At 48.2% G+C, this 20,317-nt stretch carries 14 protein-coding genes; 9 read left to right on the forward strand and 5 right to left on the reverse strand.

What is annotated here, in order from left to right:
• On the forward strand, window positions 1-2,148 hold the full coding sequence (gene scpA / locus C3V43_RS05875) for a methylmalonyl-CoA mutase (RefSeq protein WP_106069005.1): 2,148 nt from the start codon (window positions 1-3) through the stop codon (window positions 2,146-2,148).
• A gap of 402 nt (window positions 2,149-2,550) precedes the next feature.
• A complete protein-coding gene (locus C3V43_RS05880; RefSeq protein ID WP_106069006.1) occupies window positions 2,551-4,743 on the forward strand; it encodes a DNA topoisomerase 3 in 2,193 nt (730 codons plus the stop codon).
• 40 nt (window positions 4,744-4,783) lie between these two features.
• Here C3V43_RS05880 and C3V43_RS05885 read toward each other — a convergent pair whose 3' ends face one another.
• The 3 genes from C3V43_RS05885 to aroC are packed head-to-tail and all read right to left on the reverse strand — an operon-like array spanning window position 4,784 to window position 8,393.
• On the reverse strand, window positions 4,784-5,863 hold the full coding sequence (locus C3V43_RS05885) for an anhydro-N-acetylmuramic acid kinase (RefSeq protein WP_106069007.1): 1,080 nt from the start codon (window positions 5,861-5,863) through the stop codon (window positions 4,784-4,786).
• A 54-nt stretch (window positions 5,864-5,917) separates the two neighbouring features.
• Window positions 5,918-7,273, reverse strand: a complete 1,356-nt coding sequence (locus tag C3V43_RS05890) for a dipeptidase (RefSeq protein WP_106069008.1) — start codon at window positions 7,271-7,273, stop codon at window positions 5,918-5,920.
• A 43-nt stretch (window positions 7,274-7,316) separates the two neighbouring features.
• Complete coding sequence (gene aroC / locus C3V43_RS05895) at window positions 7,317-8,393, reverse strand: chorismate synthase (RefSeq protein ID WP_106069009.1); 1,077 nt, start codon at window positions 8,391-8,393, stop codon at window positions 7,317-7,319.
• Between the two features lie 732 nt (window positions 8,394-9,125).
• Here aroC and C3V43_RS05900 point away from each other — a divergent pair.
• Window positions 9,126-10,409 carry an L-cysteine desulfidase family protein gene (locus tag C3V43_RS05900; RefSeq protein ID WP_106069010.1) on the forward strand — a complete coding sequence of 428 codons (1,284 nt, stop codon included), beginning with the start codon at window positions 9,126-9,128 and terminating at the stop codon, window positions 10,407-10,409.
• A 189-nt stretch (window positions 10,410-10,598) separates the two neighbouring features.
• Here the strand turns inward: C3V43_RS05900 and C3V43_RS05905 are convergent, their stop codons facing one another.
• Window positions 10,599-11,171, reverse strand: a complete 573-nt coding sequence (locus C3V43_RS05905) for an FKBP-type peptidyl-prolyl cis-trans isomerase (protein ID WP_106069011.1) — start codon at window positions 11,169-11,171, stop codon at window positions 10,599-10,601.
• A 503-nt stretch (window positions 11,172-11,674) separates the two neighbouring features.
• On the opposite strand from C3V43_RS05905, the gene ilvD reads away from it, so the two are divergent.
• The 5 genes from ilvD to ilvC all read left to right on the forward strand — a co-directional run bounded on the left by ilvD (window position 11,675) and on the right by ilvC (window position 17,713).
• A complete protein-coding gene (gene ilvD, locus C3V43_RS05910) occupies window positions 11,675-13,474 on the forward strand; it encodes a dihydroxy-acid dehydratase (protein WP_106069012.1) in 1,800 nt (599 codons plus the stop codon).
• A gap of 155 nt (window positions 13,475-13,629) precedes the next feature.
• Complete coding sequence (ilvB, locus tag C3V43_RS05915; RefSeq protein ID WP_235655899.1) at window positions 13,630-15,291, forward strand: biosynthetic-type acetolactate synthase large subunit; 1,662 nt, start codon at window positions 13,630-13,632, stop codon at window positions 15,289-15,291.
• 20 nt (window positions 15,292-15,311) lie between these two features.
• Window positions 15,312-15,878, forward strand: a complete 567-nt coding sequence (gene ilvN, locus C3V43_RS05920; protein WP_106069014.1) for an acetolactate synthase small subunit — start codon at window positions 15,312-15,314, stop codon at window positions 15,876-15,878.
• Entirely contained in the window at window positions 15,871-16,620 is a 750-nt protein-coding gene (locus C3V43_RS05925; RefSeq protein WP_106070483.1) for an acyl-[acyl-carrier-protein] thioesterase, read from the forward strand. Before ilvN ends, C3V43_RS05925 begins: the two co-directional genes overlap by 8 nt.
• 49 nt (window positions 16,621-16,669) lie before the next feature.
• Entirely contained in the window at window positions 16,670-17,713 is a 1,044-nt protein-coding gene (gene ilvC / locus C3V43_RS05930) for a ketol-acid reductoisomerase (RefSeq protein WP_106069015.1), read from the forward strand.
• A 646-nt stretch (window positions 17,714-18,359) separates the two neighbouring features.
• Here ilvC and C3V43_RS05935 read toward each other — a convergent pair.
• Window positions 18,360-19,340, reverse strand: a complete 981-nt coding sequence (locus C3V43_RS05935; RefSeq protein WP_106069016.1) for an ROK family protein — start codon at window positions 19,338-19,340, stop codon at window positions 18,360-18,362.
• Between the two features lie 178 nt (window positions 19,341-19,518).
• Between C3V43_RS05935 and C3V43_RS05940 the strand changes: the two genes are divergently transcribed.
• Window positions 19,519-20,235: an ABC transporter ATP-binding protein gene (locus C3V43_RS05940; protein WP_106069017.1), complete on the forward strand. Its 717-nt coding sequence runs from the start codon at window positions 19,519-19,521 to the stop codon at window positions 20,233-20,235.
• The last annotated feature ends 82 nt before the right edge of the window (window positions 20,236-20,317 follow it).

Here is a 20,317-nt window from a genome sequence, read left to right on the forward strand (position 1 = left end):
ATGAGAAAAGATTTTAAGAACTTAGATATATATGCCGCTTTCCGACCCGTTAATGGAGCCGAGTGGCAAAAGGCTAATGATATCCGTGCTGACTGGAAGACGCCGGAACATATTGAAGTGAAGCCTGTTTATACAAAAGAAGACCTCGAAGGGATGGAGCATTTGAGTTATGCCGCCGGCCTTCCTCCTTATTTACGCGGACCATACTCTGTGATGTACACGTTGCGTCCCTGGACTATCCGTCAGTATGCAGGTTTCTCTACGGCCGAAGAGTCCAATGCTTTCTATCGTCGTAATTTGGCTTCCGGGCAGAAAGGTTTGTCCGTAGCGTTCGACTTGGCTACCCACCGTGGCTACGACCCCGACCACGAACGTGTGGTGGGCGACGTGGGTAAAGCCGGTGTATCCATCTGTTCGTTAGAGAACATGAAGGTGCTTTTCGACGGCATTCCCTTGAGCAAAATGTCCGTTTCCATGACCATGAACGGCGCTGTGCTTCCCGTTATGGCGTTCTATATCAATGCCGGTCTGGAACAAGGAGCCAAACTGGAAGAAATGGCGGGTACAATCCAGAATGATATTCTGAAAGAGTTCATGGTGCGTAACACCTATATTTATCCGCCTGCATTCTCCATGAAGATTATTTCCGACATCTTTGAATATACTTCGCAGAAGATGCCTAAGTTCAATTCTATCTCTATCTCCGGCTATCATATGCAGGAGGCCGGTGCTACGGCAGATATAGAGTTGGCTTATACGCTGGCCGACGGTCTGGAATATTTGCGTGCCGGAACTGCTGCCGGTATCGACATCGATGCATTTGCCCCGCGGCTTTCTTTCTTCTGGGCCATCGGTACCAACCACTTCATGGAAATAGCCAAGATGCGTGCAGCCCGTATGCTATGGGCAAAGATTGTGAAGCAATTCAACCCGAAGAATCCTAAATCTTTGGCTTTGCGTACACACTCCCAGACTTCCGGCTGGTCGCTGACCGAGCAAGACCCGTTCAATAATGTGGGGCGTACTTGTATCGAGGCTATGGCCGCTGCATTGGGACATACGCAATCGCTGCACACCAATGCGCTTGACGAGGCGATAGCCTTGCCTACCGATTTTTCTGCACGTATTGCACGTAATACTCAGATTTATATTCAGGAAGAAACTTACATCTGCAAGAATGTCGACCCGTGGGGCGGTTCTTATTATGTAGAGTCTCTGACTAACGAACTTGCTCATAAGGCTTGGGAACTTTTGCAGGAAGTGGAGAAACTCGGCGGTATGGCAAAGGCCATCGAGACCGGTATTCCTAAGATGCGTATCGAAGAAGCGGCCGCACGCACGCAGGCGCGTATCGACAGCGGTTCACAGACCATCGTAGGTGTGAATAAATATCGTTTGGAGAAAGAAGCTCCGATTGATATCCTTGAGATTGACAATACAGCTGTTCGCCAAGAGCAGATTGAAAATCTGAAACGCCTGAAAGAAGGACGCAACCAAGCCGAGGTGGATAAAGCATTAGCAGCCATCACCGAGTGCGTGGAAAGCGGTAAGGGCAACTTGCTTGAACTGGCGGTAGAAGCAGCTCGTGTTCGCGCCACTTTGGGCGAAATCTCTTATGCTTGCGAAAAGATTGTAGGACGTTATAAAGCAGTAATCAGAACTATTTCAGGCGTGTATTCATCAGAAAGTAAGAATGACAGCGACTTCCAACGTGCCTGCGAATTGGCCGAGAAGTTTGCTAAGAAAGAGGGACGTCAGCCCCGTATTATGATAGCCAAGATGGGACAGGACGGTCACGATCGTGGCGCTAAAGTGGTAGCGACCGGATATGCCGACTGTGGTTTCGATGTGGATATGGGGCCGTTGTTCCAAACTCCGGCCGAAGCAGCCCGCGAAGCAGTGGAAAACGATGTGCATGTAGTAGGTGTTTCTTCACTGGCTGCCGGCCATAAGACGTTGGTTCCGCAGATCATCGAAGAGCTTAAGAAGTTGGGACGTGAGGATATTATAGTAATAGCCGGTGGTGTAATCCCCGCACAAGACTACGATTTCCTTTACAAAGCAGGTGTAGCCGCTATCTTCGGCCCCGGTACTCCGGTAGCAAAGGCTGCTTGCCAGATTCTCGATATCTTGTTGGATGAAGAATAAGAGAACCGGCTATTCTTTGGGAAATCGTTCTCTGATAGACAAAGAGTACACTTCGATAAAAGAATAGTATTGGTTTTAAATGTTAAAAAGGGGTGGAAAGTCTTTGCATTTCCACTCCTTTTTCTTAATCTGTGTTATAGAACATGCTTTTTTTCTTGGAAAGTTTGCAGATTATCTCAAAGTCCGTATCTTTGCAATGTGTTTTTCATAGTATTAGATTTAAGGTTAACAAAGGTTGGAGTACAGCGGTACTCCTTTTTTTATGCCTATACGTTTCCCCATTTCGCAACATTCTTTTCAGCCTCCTCTCAAAATAGTATCTTTTGACTTATTGGGAGATTATTTTTCTCATTCCTCCTCTTTTTGTACCTTTGCTCCACGAATAAAAATGAAGAATAACGAATGATAGTTTGTATTGCCGAAAAGCCCTCTGTGGCACGTGACATAGCCGATGTGTTGGGAGCGAAAGACAAGAAAGACGGATACATCGAGGGAAACGGGTATCAGGTCACTTGGACATTCGGCCACCTTTGTACACTGAAGGAACCGCACGAATATACGCCCAACTGGAAATCATGGAGTTTGGGAAGCTTACCCATGATTCCCCCTCGCTTCGGCATCAAACTCATCAGCAATCCTACCTACGAACGCCAGTTTCATACCATAGAAAACCTCATGCAGCATGCCGACATGATTATAAATTGCGGCGATGCCGGACAGGAAGGAGAATTGATTCAACGCTGGGTGATGCAAAAAGCCGGTGCGCATTGTCCGGTGAAGCGTCTATGGATCTCCTCGTTGACGGAAGAAGCCATTCGTGAGGGGTTCGCCAAACTACGTGACGCTTCAGACTTCCAGCCTTTATATGAGGCAGGACTGTCTCGTGCCATCGGTGATTGGTTGCTTGGCATGAATGCCACCCGTCTTTATACGATGAAGTATGGGCAAAACAGGCAGGTGCTTTCCATAGGACGTGTACAGACACCGACATTGGCTTTGATCGTGAACCGTCAGTTGGAGATACAGAATTTTGTGCCCAAGCAATATTGGGTACTGAGCACCATCTATCGCGAAACCACGTTCACAGCTCTTATCCGTAAAAGCGAGGAGGAACTGGTTCTGGAAGCCGAGAAGCAGAGCGATGGCAAGAAAGACAATGCTGTTTCGGCCTTGAACAAGACAACCGATGATAACCCCGGCATAGACCCCATTACGGACTATGACCGTGGCGTTGCTCTACTGGAGCAGATAAAGCATGATCCATTCACGATTACTTCGGTAGTAAAGAAGAACGGTAAGGAAGCTCCTCCCCGGCTTTTCGATCTTACATCGCTTCAGGTAGAGTGTAACAAGAAGTTTGCTTTCTCTGCTGACGATACGTTGAAGACCATTCAATCTCTGTATGAGAAAAAAGTGGTAACTTATCCACGTGTAGACACCACTTTTCTCAGTGATGATATCTACCCCAAATGCCCCGGCATCTTGAAAGGGCTGCGTGATTATGCTTCCCTCACTGCCCCATTGGAAGAGAAGCCGTTGCCCAAGTCGAAAAAAGTGTTCGACAACTCCAAAGTGACCGACCACCATGCCATTATTCCTACCGGGCAATATCCGCAAGCATTGAGCAACATGGAGAAGCAGGTCTACGACCTTATCGCCCGCCGATTCATTGCCGCGTTTTATCCCGATTGCCAGTTTGCCACCACCACTGTGCTGGGGGAAGTGGAGCAGATATTGTTCAAAGCCACCGGCCGGCAGATACTGGTTCCGGGGTGGAGAGTCGTGTTTGCCGCTTCGCAACAATCGCCTAATGAAGCTGTTGAAGAGGAAAAAGAGGAAAAAGAATCTTCGGCCGACAAGTTGTTGCCTGCCTTTATGAAAGGCGAAAGCGGCCCTCACTTACCTGAATTGATGGAGAAATGGACACAGCCGCCCCGCCCTTATACCGAAGCAACCCTGCTTCGTGCCATGGAGACTGCCGGGAAACTGGTGGACAACGATGAACTTCGCGATGCTTTGAAGGAAAACGGCATCGGCCGACCGTCTACGCGTGCGGCAATCATCGAGACGTTATTCAAACGAAATTATATCCGTAAGGAGAAAAAGAACCTGATAGCAACCCCCACAGGTGTGGAATTGATACAGATTATCCATGAAGAGCTGTTGAAGTCGGCAGAGCTGACCGGCATATGGGAAAAGAAACTCCGTGAGATAGAAAAACGCACTTATAATGCCGGGCAATTTCTGGAGGAATTAAAGCAAATGGTGTCTGAGGTGGTGATGAATGTACTTTCCGATAATAGCAATCGCCGCATCACCATACAGGCTACGGAGGTAAAAAAAGAACAGTCGCCTGCCAAGAAAACGGGGAAAAGCGACAGGCCCAAACAAGAACCCAAGAAGAGAGCACCGCAGAAGAGAGGGGGGGAAAAGAAAGATGCGGCAAGCATCACAACGTCGCCCCAACAAGCAACAGACCTCTTGATCGGCACTCCTTGTCCTCTTTGTGGCAAAGGCACCATTATCAAAGGAAGAACGGCTTACGGGTGTTCCGAGTGGAGGAGTGGCTGCGCTTTCCGCAAGCCGTTCGAATAGATCATATAACCAGTTCTGTATCCTGTTTTTGTCGGTTCGTTTATATTTTGAACAACATCCCTCCTATATTATCTATCGGTGCTCCTGTTACGGAAGCAAGGCAGCCGGGTTCATCAGCCATGTAGAGCGCACCGAGGAAAGCAAAAATCAAAGCTTCTTTGTATTCAATAATCTGTCGGTCGGGAATAACAATCTCGCATGGGCAGAGCGCACCGATCCGTTCTATCAGGAATTTGTTGAAAGCGCCTCCACCGGTAATCAGTAGCTTGTCGCTGCCTCCTGAAAGCGGATGCGCCGTGATGACACGTTGCACTTGATGGGCGGCATGCTCATAAAACGTACGCAATCTGTCCTCCATGCTTAACTCATAACGTTCCAACATCGGATAGACAAGCGTTTCTACCCACTCGCGCCCCAATGACTTCGGACCTGATTGGCGATAGAAATCCATGCCGTTCAATTCGTCTAATAGACTTTGGCAGATAGTGCCTTGGCGGGCGATGTCTCCGTCACGGTCAAATTCCAATCCTATTTGTCGGCAGTAATGGTTAATTACATAATTCACCGGACTGATATCGAAAGCGATGCGCTTCCCCTCTTGCTCGAACGAGATGTTGGAGAAGCCGCCTATGTTCAGGCAATAATCATATTCGCTGAAAAGCAAGCGGTCTCCTATCGGTACAAGCGGAGCGCCTTGACCGCCCAACATGATGTCCAACCGACGAAAATCCGACACAGTGGGAATCCGGGTCTCGGCTGCAATGGCGGCTCCGTCTCCTATTTGATACATGATTTTCTTTTTCGGCTCGTGGAAGATGGTGTGCCCATGAGAGGCTATTATGTCCGGACGCACGTTGAATTCCCGCATGAAGTCGTTTACCCGTTCACCGAGGAACTTGCCGTAAGCGCTATGAAAGGTGATAAAGTCCAAAGCACTCATCTGCTGTGCGCCGGTGCCGAGTATCTGTTTCATTTCTTCCGGATAGTCGTAGCCTTTAGCGCAATCTATTCGGAAACTCCATTTTCCTGATTGTCTCAGGAAGGTGCAACAGCAAACGTCCAGTCCATCGAGGGAAGTGCCGGACATAAGTCCGATGGCTCTGATTTGAAAATCTTTCATGTTGATGGATATATTGAAGAGCCTGTTTACAGAAGAAAACAGGCCCTGAGATGATTATTTGTAGTTCTGATAAAATTCCGTCACGGCTTCTATTCCCTTGCGGAAAATGTCAAGTGACATATTTTCGTTGGGAGAGTGGATGGCATTGGACTCAAGTCCGAAACCCATCAATACCGTTTTCAGTCCCAATACCTGCTCGAATGTAGATATGATAGGAATGCTTCCGCCACGGCGTACGGCCAGGGGCTTCTTGCCGAATGCTTTTTCAAAGCCTTTCTCGGCAGCCTGATAAGCCGGTAATGAGATGGGACATACATAGCCTTGTCCGCCATGCATAGGAGTGACCTTTACCTGCACAGTGTCGGGTGCAATGCTCAGAATATAGTCGGCAAACAGTTGGGAGATTTTATGGTGGTCTTGGTGTGGAACAAGTCGACAGGACACTTTGGCGTAAGCCTTGGACGGAAGTACGGTCTTGGAACCTTCGCCTGTATATCCTCCCCAAATGCCGCACACATCGAATGACGGACGGCAACTATTACGCTCCAGTGTGCTGTAGCCTTTCTCGCCGAAGAGTACCTGCACGCCGATGGCTTTCTTATACTTTTCTTCATCGAAGGGGATGTGAGCTATCATATTGCGTTCTGCTTGCGGAACTTCCTCTACATCGTCATAGAATCCGGGAACGGTAATGCGCCCGTCAGCATCCGTCACTTTGCCGATCATTTGGCATAATACATTGATCGGATTGGCCACGGCACCTCCGAAATGTCCCGAATGAAGGTCGCGGTTAGGACCTGTAACCTCTATCTCCCAATAGGCCAATCCGCGAAGGCCGGTGGTCAATGAAGGCAGGTCGGCACCGAGCATGCTGGTATCCGACACTAATATGACGTCTGCTTTCAATAGCTCTTTATGTTCCTGACAGAAACTTTCCAGACTTGGCGAACCGATTTCTTCTTCACCCTCGAAAATGAATTTTACATTGGTCCGCAACAAGTCGTTCTTAACGAGATATTCAAAAGCCTTCACTTGAATGAAAGATTGCCCCTTGTCATCGTCGGCACCGCGTGCCCAGATGTGCCCGTCACGCACTTCCGGCTCGAAGGGGTTGCTTTTCCAAAGTTCCAACGGCTCTGCCGGCATTACGTCATAGTGGGCGTATACCAACACGGTTTTGGCATTCGGGTCTGCTATTTTTTGTCCGAAGACGATGGGATTGCCTTTCGAGGGCATCACCAAGGCTTCGTCTGCCCCGGCTTGTAACAACAGTTGCGCCCAACGTTCGGCGCAAGCCAACATGTCGTCATGATGTTCCGGTTTGGCACTTATACTCGGAATACGGATAAGGCTGAATAACTCTTCGAGCATTCGCGGCTCATTTTCTGCAATATACTTTTTTATTTCCATACGTAAGTTAGGGGATAAGGGTTAACGCTCACCATTAATAACTCTATAACTGTGTCGTCCTATCTATCAGGTAGAAGTCCAGCAGAGTGATGGCAGCCATTGCTTCTACAATGGGCACGGCACGTGGCAGCACGCACGGGTCATGACGGCCTCGGGCTTTCAACGTGGTGTCTATGCCGTCAATATTTACCGTGTGTTGTTCCATCAATACAGTGGCTACGGGCTTGAAAGCTACGCGGAAGTAAATGTCTTGCCCGTTGCTGATACCGCCTTGTATGCCTCCTGAATGATTGGTGCGTGTTTCAATACGTCCGTTATTGTTGTAGAACACATCGTTCTGCTCCGAACCTTTCTGCTTCAGACCTTTGAAGCCATCACCATATTCAAAGGCTTTGGCGGCATTGATGCTAAGCATGGCACCGCCAAGGGCAGCATGCAGTTTGCCGTACACCGGTTGCCCCAGTCCGATAGGACAGCCTTTGATGACGCAAGTGATGACACCCCCGATGGTATCTCCTTCTCCTTTTATCTTGAAGATGAGTTCTTCCATCTCTTTAGCCTTCTCCGGATCGGGGCAGCGCACCGGATTGGTATCTATCAGGTCGAGGTCATAGGCAGTATAATTTTCTTCCAACCGGATGGGACCTACTTGCGAGGTATATGCTGTGATCTGTATACCCAATTGTTTCAGTGCCAATTTGGCCAACGCTCCGGCCACAACACGCGAAATGGTCTCGCGTGCCGAAGAACGTCCTCCTCCCCGATGGTCGCGAATACCATATTTCACATTGTAAGTATAGTCGGCATGCGAAGGGCGGTATACTTCCTTTAAGTTGTTATAATCGTCGGAATGCTGATTTTCATTCCATACAATAAAACCTATGGGACAACCCGTTGATTTACCTTCGAAGATTCCGGAAAGAAATTCCACTTTATCTCCTTCTTTTCTTGCGGTCGTTATGCGCGATTGTCCGGGGCGACGGCGGTCGAGTTCAGATTGTACAAAATCCATGTCGATGGCGATTCCCGACGGAAATCCATCTATTACGCCCCCGATGCCTTTACCGTGCGATTCTCCGAAGCTGGTAAGGCGAAAAATATTTCCAAATGAGTTGAACATATCAATAGCTTTAAAGGTTTATATATGAGGTAGATGTACTTTCATTTTCTTTCTCCAACGAAGTTTGAGAATATAAAGATAACAAAAAAAACGATATAACGTTTAGTTTCCGCTTGATTTTTCCTTATTTAGCCCGACCTTGATGTCGGATTCCCCACTGCCTTTTAATAAATCCCAAGGAAGCAGTTTGCGAGGGCAACAGCCCGATGCTCCGTCTTAATGCTTAGGATGGCTACGCCTCTGTATAAAGGGATGATTTGCGCAAACAGTTTGGAAATACGCCGTTTATGTAAACATTATTCACTTAAACCTCAAAGAAAGCTCCGAAATCGGCAGACCCTTGCCAGAATGCATTCTGACGAGGGGGTAGATCAGTATACGACTGATGTACCATCAGTATACGACTGAAGCCACATCAGTATACGACTGATGTACCCTCAGTATGGAACAGACTCCATCTCTTCTTTTTTTCTCCTCTTTAAGCGATGAATTTGATGAGATTTTTCAAAAAAAAGAGTTCCCCGGTTTTCACAGAATAACGCTACAGCTTTTCAGTAAGATTCCACCGACTTGATTTATGGCCGGCCGGAGGCTTCGTGCTTGTTTTCAGTTCTCTTTTTGCAGGATGCATCATGCCAGAGAAAATCTTCTTCAGCTTTACGTAAATGTTGCTTGGTTTATGAAAATAATAATGTACATTTGTGCTTCGAGGCATCTATACTATAAAACATTATGACAGAAACAGAAAGGCAACAGATTATAGCTCTGGTCAAATCGGAAGTGATACCGGCTATAGGGTGTACGGAACCTATTGCTGTGGCATTGTGTGCAGCAAAGGCAGCCGAAATATTAGACAAATGTCCGGAAAAGGTTACCGTGCTTTTAAGCGCCAATATCTTGAAAAACGCAATGGGGGTAGGCATACCCGGAACCGGTATGATCGGATTGCCTATCGCAGTGGCGTTGGGCGTGTTAATCGGCAAGTCGGAATATCTGTTGGAAGTATTGAAAGATTGTACACCCGATGCGGTGGAGCAAGGAAAACGGTTTATCGACGAGAAGCGCATTCACATAGCACTGAAAGAAGACATTGAAGAAAAACTGTATATAGAAGTGCGCTGCGAGGCAGGAGAAGATAAGTCTACCGCCGTCATTGCCGGCGGACACACAACTTTTATATCTGTGGCACGCAACCAAGAGGTGCTACTGAGCAAGCAAGCCACTGCCGATGAAGAAAAAGAGAACAGTGTGCCGAACTTGAGTTTGCGCAAAGTCTATGACTTTGCGCTGACGGCCCCGTTGGATGAAATCCGCTTCATTCTGGAGACAGCGCGGCTGAACAAAGCAGCAGCCGAACGCTCTTTCGAAGGAAACTACGGCCACGGTTTGGGTAAGATTCTTCGCGGCACGTATAAACACCAAGTGATGGGCGACAGCGTATTTTCCCACATTCTTTCTTATACCTCCGGAGCATGCGACGCACGTATGGCAGGTGCCATGATTCCGGTGATGAGCAATTCAGGCAGCGGAAATCAAGGCATATCGGCCACTTTACCGGTTCTGGTCTATGCCGAGGAAAACGGAAAATCGGAAGAAGAAATCATCCGTGCCTTGATGTTGAGCCATCTGACGGTGATTTATATCAAGCAGAGTTTAGGAAGGTTATCCGCTCTTTGCGGTTGTGTCGTGGCAGCCACCGGCTCCAGTTGCGGAATCACATGGCTGATGGGAGGAGACTATGACCGGGTGGCTTATGCCGTGCAGAATATGATTGCCAATCTCACCGGTATGATTTGCGATGGCGCCAAGCCCAGTTGTGCACTGAAGGTAACCACCGGCGTCTCAACCGCAGTGCTTTCTGCCATCATGGCCATGGAAAATCGTTGTGTGACTTCCGTGGAAGGTATTATCGATGAAAATGTAGACCAAAGTATTCGCAACTTGACCAAGATAGGTTCAAAAGGCATGAACGAAACAGACAAGCTGGTATTGGAAATCATGACGCACAAGCATTGATGCAGCGCATGAAGAGCGCCTATGCTCATACTTGTTAGGCGCGGATTTCGCGAAACACACAGTGTTATTGATAAATCCGTGAGATTAGCGAAACCCGCGCCTAAAAGAAAATCATAAAGGTGCCCGTGGCACAACCTTTATCAATATTAAGGGAGAGTCTTTCCCAATCAAGATATACCTACCGACAGCTTAGTGGCAACATCCACCACATCCGTCACCGCAACCATCACCGCATCCGTCTCCACAATCACCGCCACATCCGCAACCGCCGCTTATCATGCGTACCACTTCTGCAATCTCGTCGTTTGTAGCCTGACGGCTTACCACAACTTCGCCCACAAAATTCAAATCACAACCGGCAAGCGGATGATTCATATCCATCACAACCACGTCTTTTTTCACTTCTACCACGCTTCCGTTGACGCGTTGTCCCTCCGAAGTCATCAAGGGGAGTACGGCACCTTCTACCACACGCTCATTATCAAACTCTCCTTCTATGAAGAATACTTCTTTGGGAAGTTCGATCACGTGATCATCGTCATAGTCACCATAAGCATCGGCGGCTGCAATGGTGAAATCGAATTTGTCGCCGGCATTCAAGTCCTTAAGCCGGGCTTCAAACGATTCCAGTGTCATTCCCAATCCGGATATGAATTGGAAAGGATGTTCAGCAGGCGCTTCTTCAGTGAAATCCTTTTCTCCGTTTTCTATTGAGTACAGCTTGTATGCTACGGTAATGTACTTGTTTTCTATTTTTTCCATTGATTCTTTTTTCTTTAAGTAAAAAATTAAATAAACTTTATCGTCCGTTTCAGCCTTCGGCTTTTACGCCGGGCAAAGATACGAATAATTTATTTCAGCTACCGAGCAAATGGAGTAATTTTCAGATTATTAAGCAGCTTCATCCGTCTTAGGAACTTTGCTAAAACTTGTCCGAAGAGTCACTTGTTCCTCTTTCATGTAATAAAATAAGTATTTAGGGAGACGGTTTTCTTACGATTTCTTGCCCAATCCTCTTTTTTTCATTCAATTTGTTTGGATATTATAAAAAAGCCCTTACCTTTGCAACCAAATTAACAGAGATAAAAAGAGATATGAACTTGCATACATCTATTAACCTGGCAGTCCTGCATATTATTCGCGTCGTGGTGGTGACATTGGGAGCGTGAGAAAGGTTTGTGTATGTATTCGTATGATAGAAGATAATTTTAAAAAGCCTTTCTCATAACGGTGAGAAAGGCTTTTTCATTGAAAGGAGTATTAAGATGAAGCATCGGTTACGTAGTTCGTTCAGCACACAGGGACGCCGCATGGCAGGCGCCCGGGCTTTGTGGACGGCCAATGGCATGAAGCAAGAACAAATGGGAAAGCCCATTATCGCTATAGTCAATTCGTTTACACAGTTCGTACCCGGACACGTCCACCTGCATGAAATCGGTCAGTTTGTAAAGGGTGAGATTGAAAAAATGGGATGCTTTGCAGCAGAGTTCAACACCATTGCCATTGACGATGGCATCGCTATGGGACATGACGGCATGCTTTATTCCTTACCCTCGCGAGACCTCATTGCCGATAGCGTGGAATATATGGTGAATGCCCATAAAGCAGATGCCATGATTTGCATCAGCAATTGCGACAAAATTACTCCGGGCATGCTGATGGCGGCAATGCGGCTGAATATTCCTGCCGTGTTCGTTTCGGGTGGTCCGATGGAAGCCGGTGAATGGAATGGCAGACATCTGGACTTGATCGATGCCATGATACAATCGGCCGATGAAAGTGTAGGCGACAATGAAGTTGCCCAAATAGAACAACGGGCCTGTCCCACATGCGGATGTTGTTCGGGCATGTTTACGGCCAATTCGATGAACTGTCTGAATGAGGCACTGGGGTTGGCCTTGCCCGGCAACGGAACGATTGTGGCCACTCATGCCAACCGCAGGAAACTGTTTGAAGATGCCGCAAAATTAATCGTAAAGAATGCTTTCAGATACTATGAAGAAGGAGATGACAGCGTACTCCCGCGCAGCATTGCCACCCGCGAAGCTTTTCTGAACGCCATGACACTGGACATTGCAATGGGAGGCTCTACCAATACGGTGCTTCATTTGTTGGCAATAGCCCATGAAGCCGAAACCCGCTTTACGATGGACGACATCGATATGCTCTCCCGTCAAACCCCTTGTTTGTGCAAAGTGGCTCCTAATACTCAAAAATATCATATCCAAGATGTGAATCGTGCCGGTGGCATCATTGCCATAATGGACGAACTGGCGAAAGGCGGACTGGTAGACACCGGTGTTCTTCGTGTGGACGGAATGACGTTGGCGGAAGCAATAGACCGCTATAGCATCACTTCTCCTAATGTATGCGAGGAAGCCATTGAGAAATTCTCCAGCGCCGCTGCCGGAAAGTTCAATCTCGTGCTTGGTTCGCAAGCGGTATTTTACAAAGAACTGGATGCAGACCGCATTGCCGGGTGTATCCGCGGATTGGAGCATGCCTACAGCAAGGATGGCGGCTTGGCTGTTCTGAAAGGGAATATAGCCCAAGATGGCTGTGTCGTAAAAACGGCCGGAGTGGATGAAAGTATCTGGAAGTTTACCGGTCCGGCCAAGGTTTTCGATTCGCAGGAAGCTGCCTGCAACGGTATATTGGGAGGAAAGGTGGTCAGTGGCGACGTCGTTGTCATCACCCACGAAGGTCCTAAAGGAGGGCCGGGCATGCAGGAGATGCTTTATCCCACCTCTTATATCAAGTCACGCCATTTGGGTAAGGAGTGTGCACTGATTACCGACGGACGTTTCAGTGGAGGCACCTCCGGACTCAGCATAGGGCATATCTCTCCCGAAGCTGCAGCCGGTGGAAACATCGGCAAGATTCAAGATGGAGATATCATTGAAATCAATATTCCGGAACGTAGCATCAACGTGAGGTTGACGGATGAAGAATTGGACGCCCGCCCCATGACACCGGTCACACGTACTCGCGAAATATCCAAAGCACTGAAAGCATATGCCGGCATGGTAAGTTCGGCGGATAAAGGAGCTGTGAGGTTGATATAGACTTCGCGAAACATGGAGAATTAAGAAAACATTTTAACGGAAAGAAATCAGAAGATTTATTGAATATGATAAATAGTGATACAAAAAACAATGCCTCCTCTTCCTTTTCGGGAACAGATTGCAGTGAAGCTCAGATAACAGGTGCCGAAGCATTGATGCGCTCTTTGGAATATCAGGGAGTAAAAACCATCTTCGGTTATCCGGGAGGGAGTATCATGCCCGTATTCGATGCCTTATACGACCATCGTAAGACTTTGAACCATATTCTGGTTCGGCATGAGCAGGGGGCGGCTCATGCCGCACAAGGCTTTGCGCGTGTTTCTGGCGAAGTCGGCGTATGTTTAGTCACCAGCGGCCCGGGTGCCACCAATACGATTACGGGCATTGCCGATGCCATGATAGACAGCACGCCGATTGTTGTTATAGCCGGTCAGGTAGGAACAAACTTTTTGGGTACAGATGCTTTTCAGGAAGTCGATTTGGTAGGTATCACACAGCCAATAACGAAATGGAGTTATCAAATCCGTCGTGCCGAAGATGTGGCGTGGGCGGTGGCTCGTGCATTTTATGTGGCAAAGAGCGGACGTCCCGGCCCGGTGGTGCTTGATTTTGCCAAGAATGCGCAAGTAGATAAAACCGAATACGTTCCCACGAAAGTGGACTATATTCGCAGTTATCTTCCGGTTCCCGAAATGAATTCCGAAGCCATCAGACAAGCAGCCGAGCTGATAAACGGAGCGGTGCGTCCTTTGGTATTGGTGGGACAAGGGGTAGAGTTGGGAGAAGCTCAACAGGAACTCCGTACTTTTATCGAGAAAGCCGGAATGCCTGCCGGATGTACCCTGCTGGGACTTTCCGCTTTGCCTACGGCACATCCTTTGAACAAGGGAATGCTGGGGATGCACGGAAATTTGGGGCCCAATATCAATACAGGCAAATGCGATGTACTGATTGCCGTGGGCATGCGCTTCGACGACCGTGTCACCGGCAAATTGTCCACTTATGCCACACAGGCAAAGATTATTCATTTCGATATAGACCCGGCCGAGATAGATAAGAACGTTAAAGTGGATGTTGCCGTGTTGGGCGACTGCAAGGAGACGCTGGCTGCGGTGACCGAATTGCTGAAGCCTGCCGAACATAAAGAATGGCTCGAAACTTTTCTGCCTTATGAGAAGGTAGAAGAGGAAAAAGTCATTCGGCCGGAATTGCATCCGGCAGGCAAAGCTTTGAGCATGGGCGAAGTGGTGCGTGCCGTCAGCGAGGCTACCGGCAATGAGGCTATATTGGTCACCGACGTGGGGCAAAATCAGATGATGGCCGCCCGATATTTCAAATATAGCAAGAAGCGTAGCATTGTCACCTCAGGCGGTTTGGGCACTATGGGTTTCGGGCTTCCGGCCGCCATAGGCGCCACTTTTGGCAGTCCCGACCGTACAGTATGCGTTTTCATGGGCGATGGAGGATTACAGATGAACATACAGGAGCTGGGCACTGTTATGGAGCAAAAGGCACCGGTGAAAATAATTCTGCTGAACAATAACTTCCTCGGCAACGTTCGGCAATGGCAGGCGATGTTCTTCAACCGCCGTTATTCGTTCACCCCTATGATGAACCCTGACTATATGAAAATAGCGTCGGCCTATGCCATTCCTGCTCGTCGGGTCATGAAGCGCGAAGAGTTGGCAGCAGCGATTGATGAGATGATTGCCACGGATGGCCCGTTCCTGCTCGAAGCTTGCGTGGTAGAAGAAGGAAATGTGATGCCGATGACCCCACCGGGTGGTTCGGTGAACCAGATGCTACTGGAATGCTGACTTTTAAAATCGAAAGAAATATGAGTGACAAAACATTATATACCATTATCGTCCATTCGGAAAACTTTGCCGGTCTGCTCAATCAGGTGACGGCTGTTTTTACCCGCCGGCAAATCAATATCGAAAGCCTGAATGTATCGGCCTCCTCCATCAAAGGGGTACACAAATATACCATCACTGCTTGGACGGACAAAGAGACCATTGAAAAGGTGGCCAAGCAAATCACCAAGAAAATAGATGTGTTGCAGGCCCATTACTTTACGGACGATGAAATCTACCAACATGAAATAGCTCTTTATAAGATAACCACTTCCATATTGGAAGAGAAACCGGAAGTTTCTAAAGTTATCCGAAAATACAATGCGCGTATTGTGGAGGTCAATGCAGTATTTTCTATTGTAGAGAAGAATGGCATGAGCGAAGACATAACTGGTCTTAATGAAGAGTTGAGTGCGTTAGGTTGTGTGCTTCAGTTTGTTCGTTCGGGTCGTGTTGCCATTACCACCAGTTGTTTTGAGCGAGTCAACGAATACTTGGCTGAGCGTGAAACAAAATACCTTCAAAGTAAACAAAACAGCAATGAGTGAGAATAACAAGATAGGAACGTATAAGTTTGTTGCCGAACCGTTTCATGTTGATTTTACCGGAAGACTGACCTTGGGCGTATTGGGCAATCATTTGCTGAATTGTGCCGGTTTTCATGCCACCGATCGCGGCTTCGGCATTGCTACCTTGAACGAGGATAATTATACCTGGGTGTTGTCCCGTCTGGCCATCGAGTTGGATGAGATGCCCTATCAGTATGAGGAGTTTTCCATTCAGACGTGGGTGGAGAATGTCTATCGCCTTTTTACGGATCGTAACTTTGCCCTTATCGACAAAGTAGGACGAAAAATAGGTTATGCGCGCTCTGTATGGGCCATGATCAGTATGAATACGCGTAAGCCGGCCGATCTGCATGCTCTTCATGGAGGCGGCATTATGGATTATATTTGCGATGAGCCTTGCCCTATCGAGAAGCCTTCGCGCATCAAAACAACTTCCACGGAGCCGCTGACCGCACTGGTTGCCAAGTACAGCGACATTGATATTAACGGACACGTCAACAGCGTCAGCTATATAGAGCATATCCTCGACTTGTTTCCTATGGAGATGTATCGGGCAAAGCGCATCCGTCGTTTTGAGATGGCCTATGTAGCCGAAAGTTATTATGGGGATGAACTTACCTTCTTTATGGACGATGACGGTGGCGGCATTTACACTGTGGAAGTGAAGAAGAACAGTGGAGAGGTGGTTTGCCGCTCCAAAGTGATATTTACGGAGAAATAAACAGAATCATAAACGTTGGCGTAAGCCGCAAATAAAAACTTAAACAGATATGGCACAATTAAATTTTGGCGGTGTTATCGAGAATGTGATGACCCGCGAAGAGTTTCCTTTGGAAAAAGCGCGTGAGATTTTGAAAGACGAAACCATTGCAGTCATCGGTTACGGCGTGCAGGGGCCCGGTCAGGCTTGCAATTTGCGCGATAACGGTTTCAATGTCATTGTGGGGCAGCGCCCGGGCAAGACCTACGAGAAGGCAGTGGCCGACGGATGGGTGCCGGGCGAAACGCTGTTCAGCATCGAAGAAGCCTGCCAAAGGGGTACTGTCGTGATGTGTTTGCTATCCGATGCGGCTGTAATGTCCGTATGGCCCGTCATCAAGCCCTGTCTCACTCCCGGCAAGGCACTTTATTTCTCCCACGGCTTTGCCATCACTTGGAACGACCGCACGGGAGTGGTTCCTCCAAAAGACATTGATGTGATTATGGTTGCCCCAAAAGGCTCCGGCACTTCACTTCGCACCATGTTTCTCGAAGGTCGCGGTTTGAACTCGTCTTATGCCATCTATCAGGATGCCACCGGACAAGCTTTCAACAAGACCATCGCATTGGGCATCGGCATTGGTTCGGGCTATCTGTTCGAGACGACTTTCATCCGCGAGGCTACCTCCGATTTGACCGGTGAGCGTGGTTCATTGATGGGTGCCATTCAGGGATTGTTGCTGGCACAGTACGAGGTGTTGCGTGAAAACGGGCATACTCCCTCCGAGGCTTTCAACGAAACGGTGGAAGAGTTGACCCAATCTTTGATGCCCTTGTTTGCCAAGAACGGTATGGATTGGATGTATGCCAACTGCTCCACTACGGCTCAGCGGGGTGCGCTCGACTGGATGACCCCGTTCCACGATGCCATCAAACCCGTCGTGCAGAAGCTGTACGAAAGCGTGAAGTCCGGAAACGAAGCTCAGATTTCCATCGATAGCAACTCCAAGCCCGACTACCGTGAAAAACTGAATGCCGAGCTGAAAGCCTTGCGCGAAAGCGAAATGTGGCAGACTGCTGTTACTGTACGCAAACTTCGTCCGGAGAATAATTAAAATTGCTTTTGCCGGTTGAGGCCGGCAAAAAATCTCCTGACGCATCGTTTTGAAAGTGTCCGAAGTTTGCACGGCAACTCCGCACGAACCTGTATCCAACTGCTTGCCGGCTTCAAGCCAACTGCCTGCCGACTCGGAGTCGGCAAGCAGTCCGCAAAGCATCGAAAACAGGAATAACAGACAGTGTCTTAACGAGTTACCATACAAACTTTCCCTCGCGCGCGAGAGAAGAAAAGAATAGAGAAGAGAAGAATAGAAAATACCTCCTCCATATAAGTTGAAGTGCACCCCAAAAGTTGGACATAAAACTTTTGGGGTGCACTTCAAGGTGGAGGAGGGAGAAAGACAATTTTCGGAACAGCTCCTCCCACACGTTGACTAGTTCAACGCCACACCGTATGCACCATAACGTGAGAGCTCAACGAGTGCAAGGTATGGGATTGCAGACGGTGAAGTGTGGGGTTGAGGGCGACGAAGTGCGGAGTTACGGGTGACGAAGTGTAAGGTTACGAGCGGAAGTCAATCCTATGCAAGCCCGAAATAAGATGCGAGAAGACAAACGATGTCAGCGAAAAAAAAACGTGCGCTTCAAGCTCGTCAGCTTTCAGCGCACGTTCCATTTATCAAATTTAGCAGGATAAAAATGTTATCTGATTTCTTTCAGCTCCCAACCCAACGCACTGGCACCTAATACGGCAGCGTCAGAGTCTTTCAACTCGGAGGCCAGCAACTTGGTCTTACCCTTATAGATGCTCAGGATATTGGCGTCAATGGCTTTCTGGATAGGTTTGAAGATATAATCGCCCGCCTTTGCCAGACCGCCGAAGAGAACGATGGCCTCCGGACTGGAAAAAGCGATGAAGTCGGCCAAAGCCTCGCCCAGAATGGTTCCCGTAAACTCGAAAATGTCTTGAGCCAGCTTATCGCCCTTGACGGCCGCATCATACACATCTTTGGAGGTGATGTTCTCGGCGGGAATGGAGCGCAGCAAACTGGGCTCGGTACGCGCGGCAAGAAACTCGCGTGCCGAACGGGCTACACCCGTGGCCGAACAGTAGGTTTCCAAACAGCCGTGGCGTCCGCATCCGCAAAGACGGCCGTTTTCGCGACGGATAATGGTATGTCCCAATTCACCGGCAAAACCGTCGTGACCGTAAACCATCTGGCCGTTGATAACGATACCGCTACCCACACCTGTGCCAAGCGTAATCATAATGAAATCTTTCATTCCGCGTGCGGCACCGTAGGTCATCTCGCCTATACCGGCGGCATTAGCGTCATTGGTCAATGCGGTAGGGATGCCCAAACGTTCCTCAAACATGGCAGCCAAAGGAATCACTCCCTTCCAAGGAAGATTCGGGGCAAATTCAATGGTGCCGCTATAATAGTTACCGTTGGGAGCACCGATGCCGATTCCCTTTATTTTATCCACACCGCCATTGGCAATAATCAGAGGGAGCAGATTCTTGCATACTTCATCTACATAATCTTCGGCCTTCTCATAGGCTCCGGTCTTGATAGAGCCACTGGTTATGATGGTTCCGCGCGCATCTACAATACCAAAGACAGTATTTGTACCGCCTATGTCAATACCCACCACATAGGGTTTTTCCATGCTTGAATTCATGATATTTCTTTGCTTAAAGGGTTAGTTAATATTATTTATGGTTACAAATTACACAAAGAAAAATGACACTGCAAAATCTTTTTTTAAAAAAGTGTTCCTCTACTGCAACTTTTGACACCCCCTTTGCGTCTAATAGTCAAAATAGCGAAAACCAAAGCAAGTAATAAACAGTGAAACCGTGATACAGCTAAAAGAAATCAACAAGACCTACAACAACGGAGCACCTCTGCATGTGCTCAAAGGCATCGACCTCCACATCGGAAAGGGAGAATTCGTTTCCATCATGGGAGCATCCGGTTCGGGAAAATCCACATTACTGAACATTCTGGGCATTCTGGATAACTACGACACCGGAGAATATTATTTAAATGGTACACTCATCAAAAACCTCGGCGAGACGAAAGCCGCCGAATACAGGAACCGAATGATCGGTTTCATTTTCCAGTCGTTCAACCTGATTTCTTTTAAGAATGCCATGGAAAACGTAGCCCTCCCTCTCTTCTACCAAGGGGTGAGCCGCCGCAAACGCAACGCGTTGGCAATGGAATATCTGGACCGTTTGGGACTGAAAGAGTGGGCGCACCACATGCCGAACGAAATGTCCGGCGGACAGAAGCAACGTGTGGCCATTGCCCGTGCCCTCATCACCCAACCGCAGATAATCTTGGCCGATGAACCTACCGGCGCGCTGGACAGCAAGACATCCGTGGAAGTGATGCAGATTCTGAAAGACCTGCATAAAGCCGGCATGACCATCGTAGTGGTGACCCACGAAAGCGGCGTATCCAATCAGACAGACAAAATCATCCACATCAAGGATGGTATCATAGGCAATATCGAAGAGAATCTGAATCACGACGCTTCGCCTTTCGGAAAAGACGGACTCATGAAGTAACCGGGAGACAGGACGGCAGAAAACGCAACCGCAATCCGGTTCGCCGCATTGCCTGGTAAATTGAAAATTGTAAATAAGGAAA

It is taken from the genome of Prevotella heparinolytica, assembly GCF_002998535.1.
Classification (GTDB): Bacteria; Bacteroidota; Bacteroidia; order Bacteroidales; family Bacteroidaceae; genus Bacteroides; species Bacteroides heparinolyticus.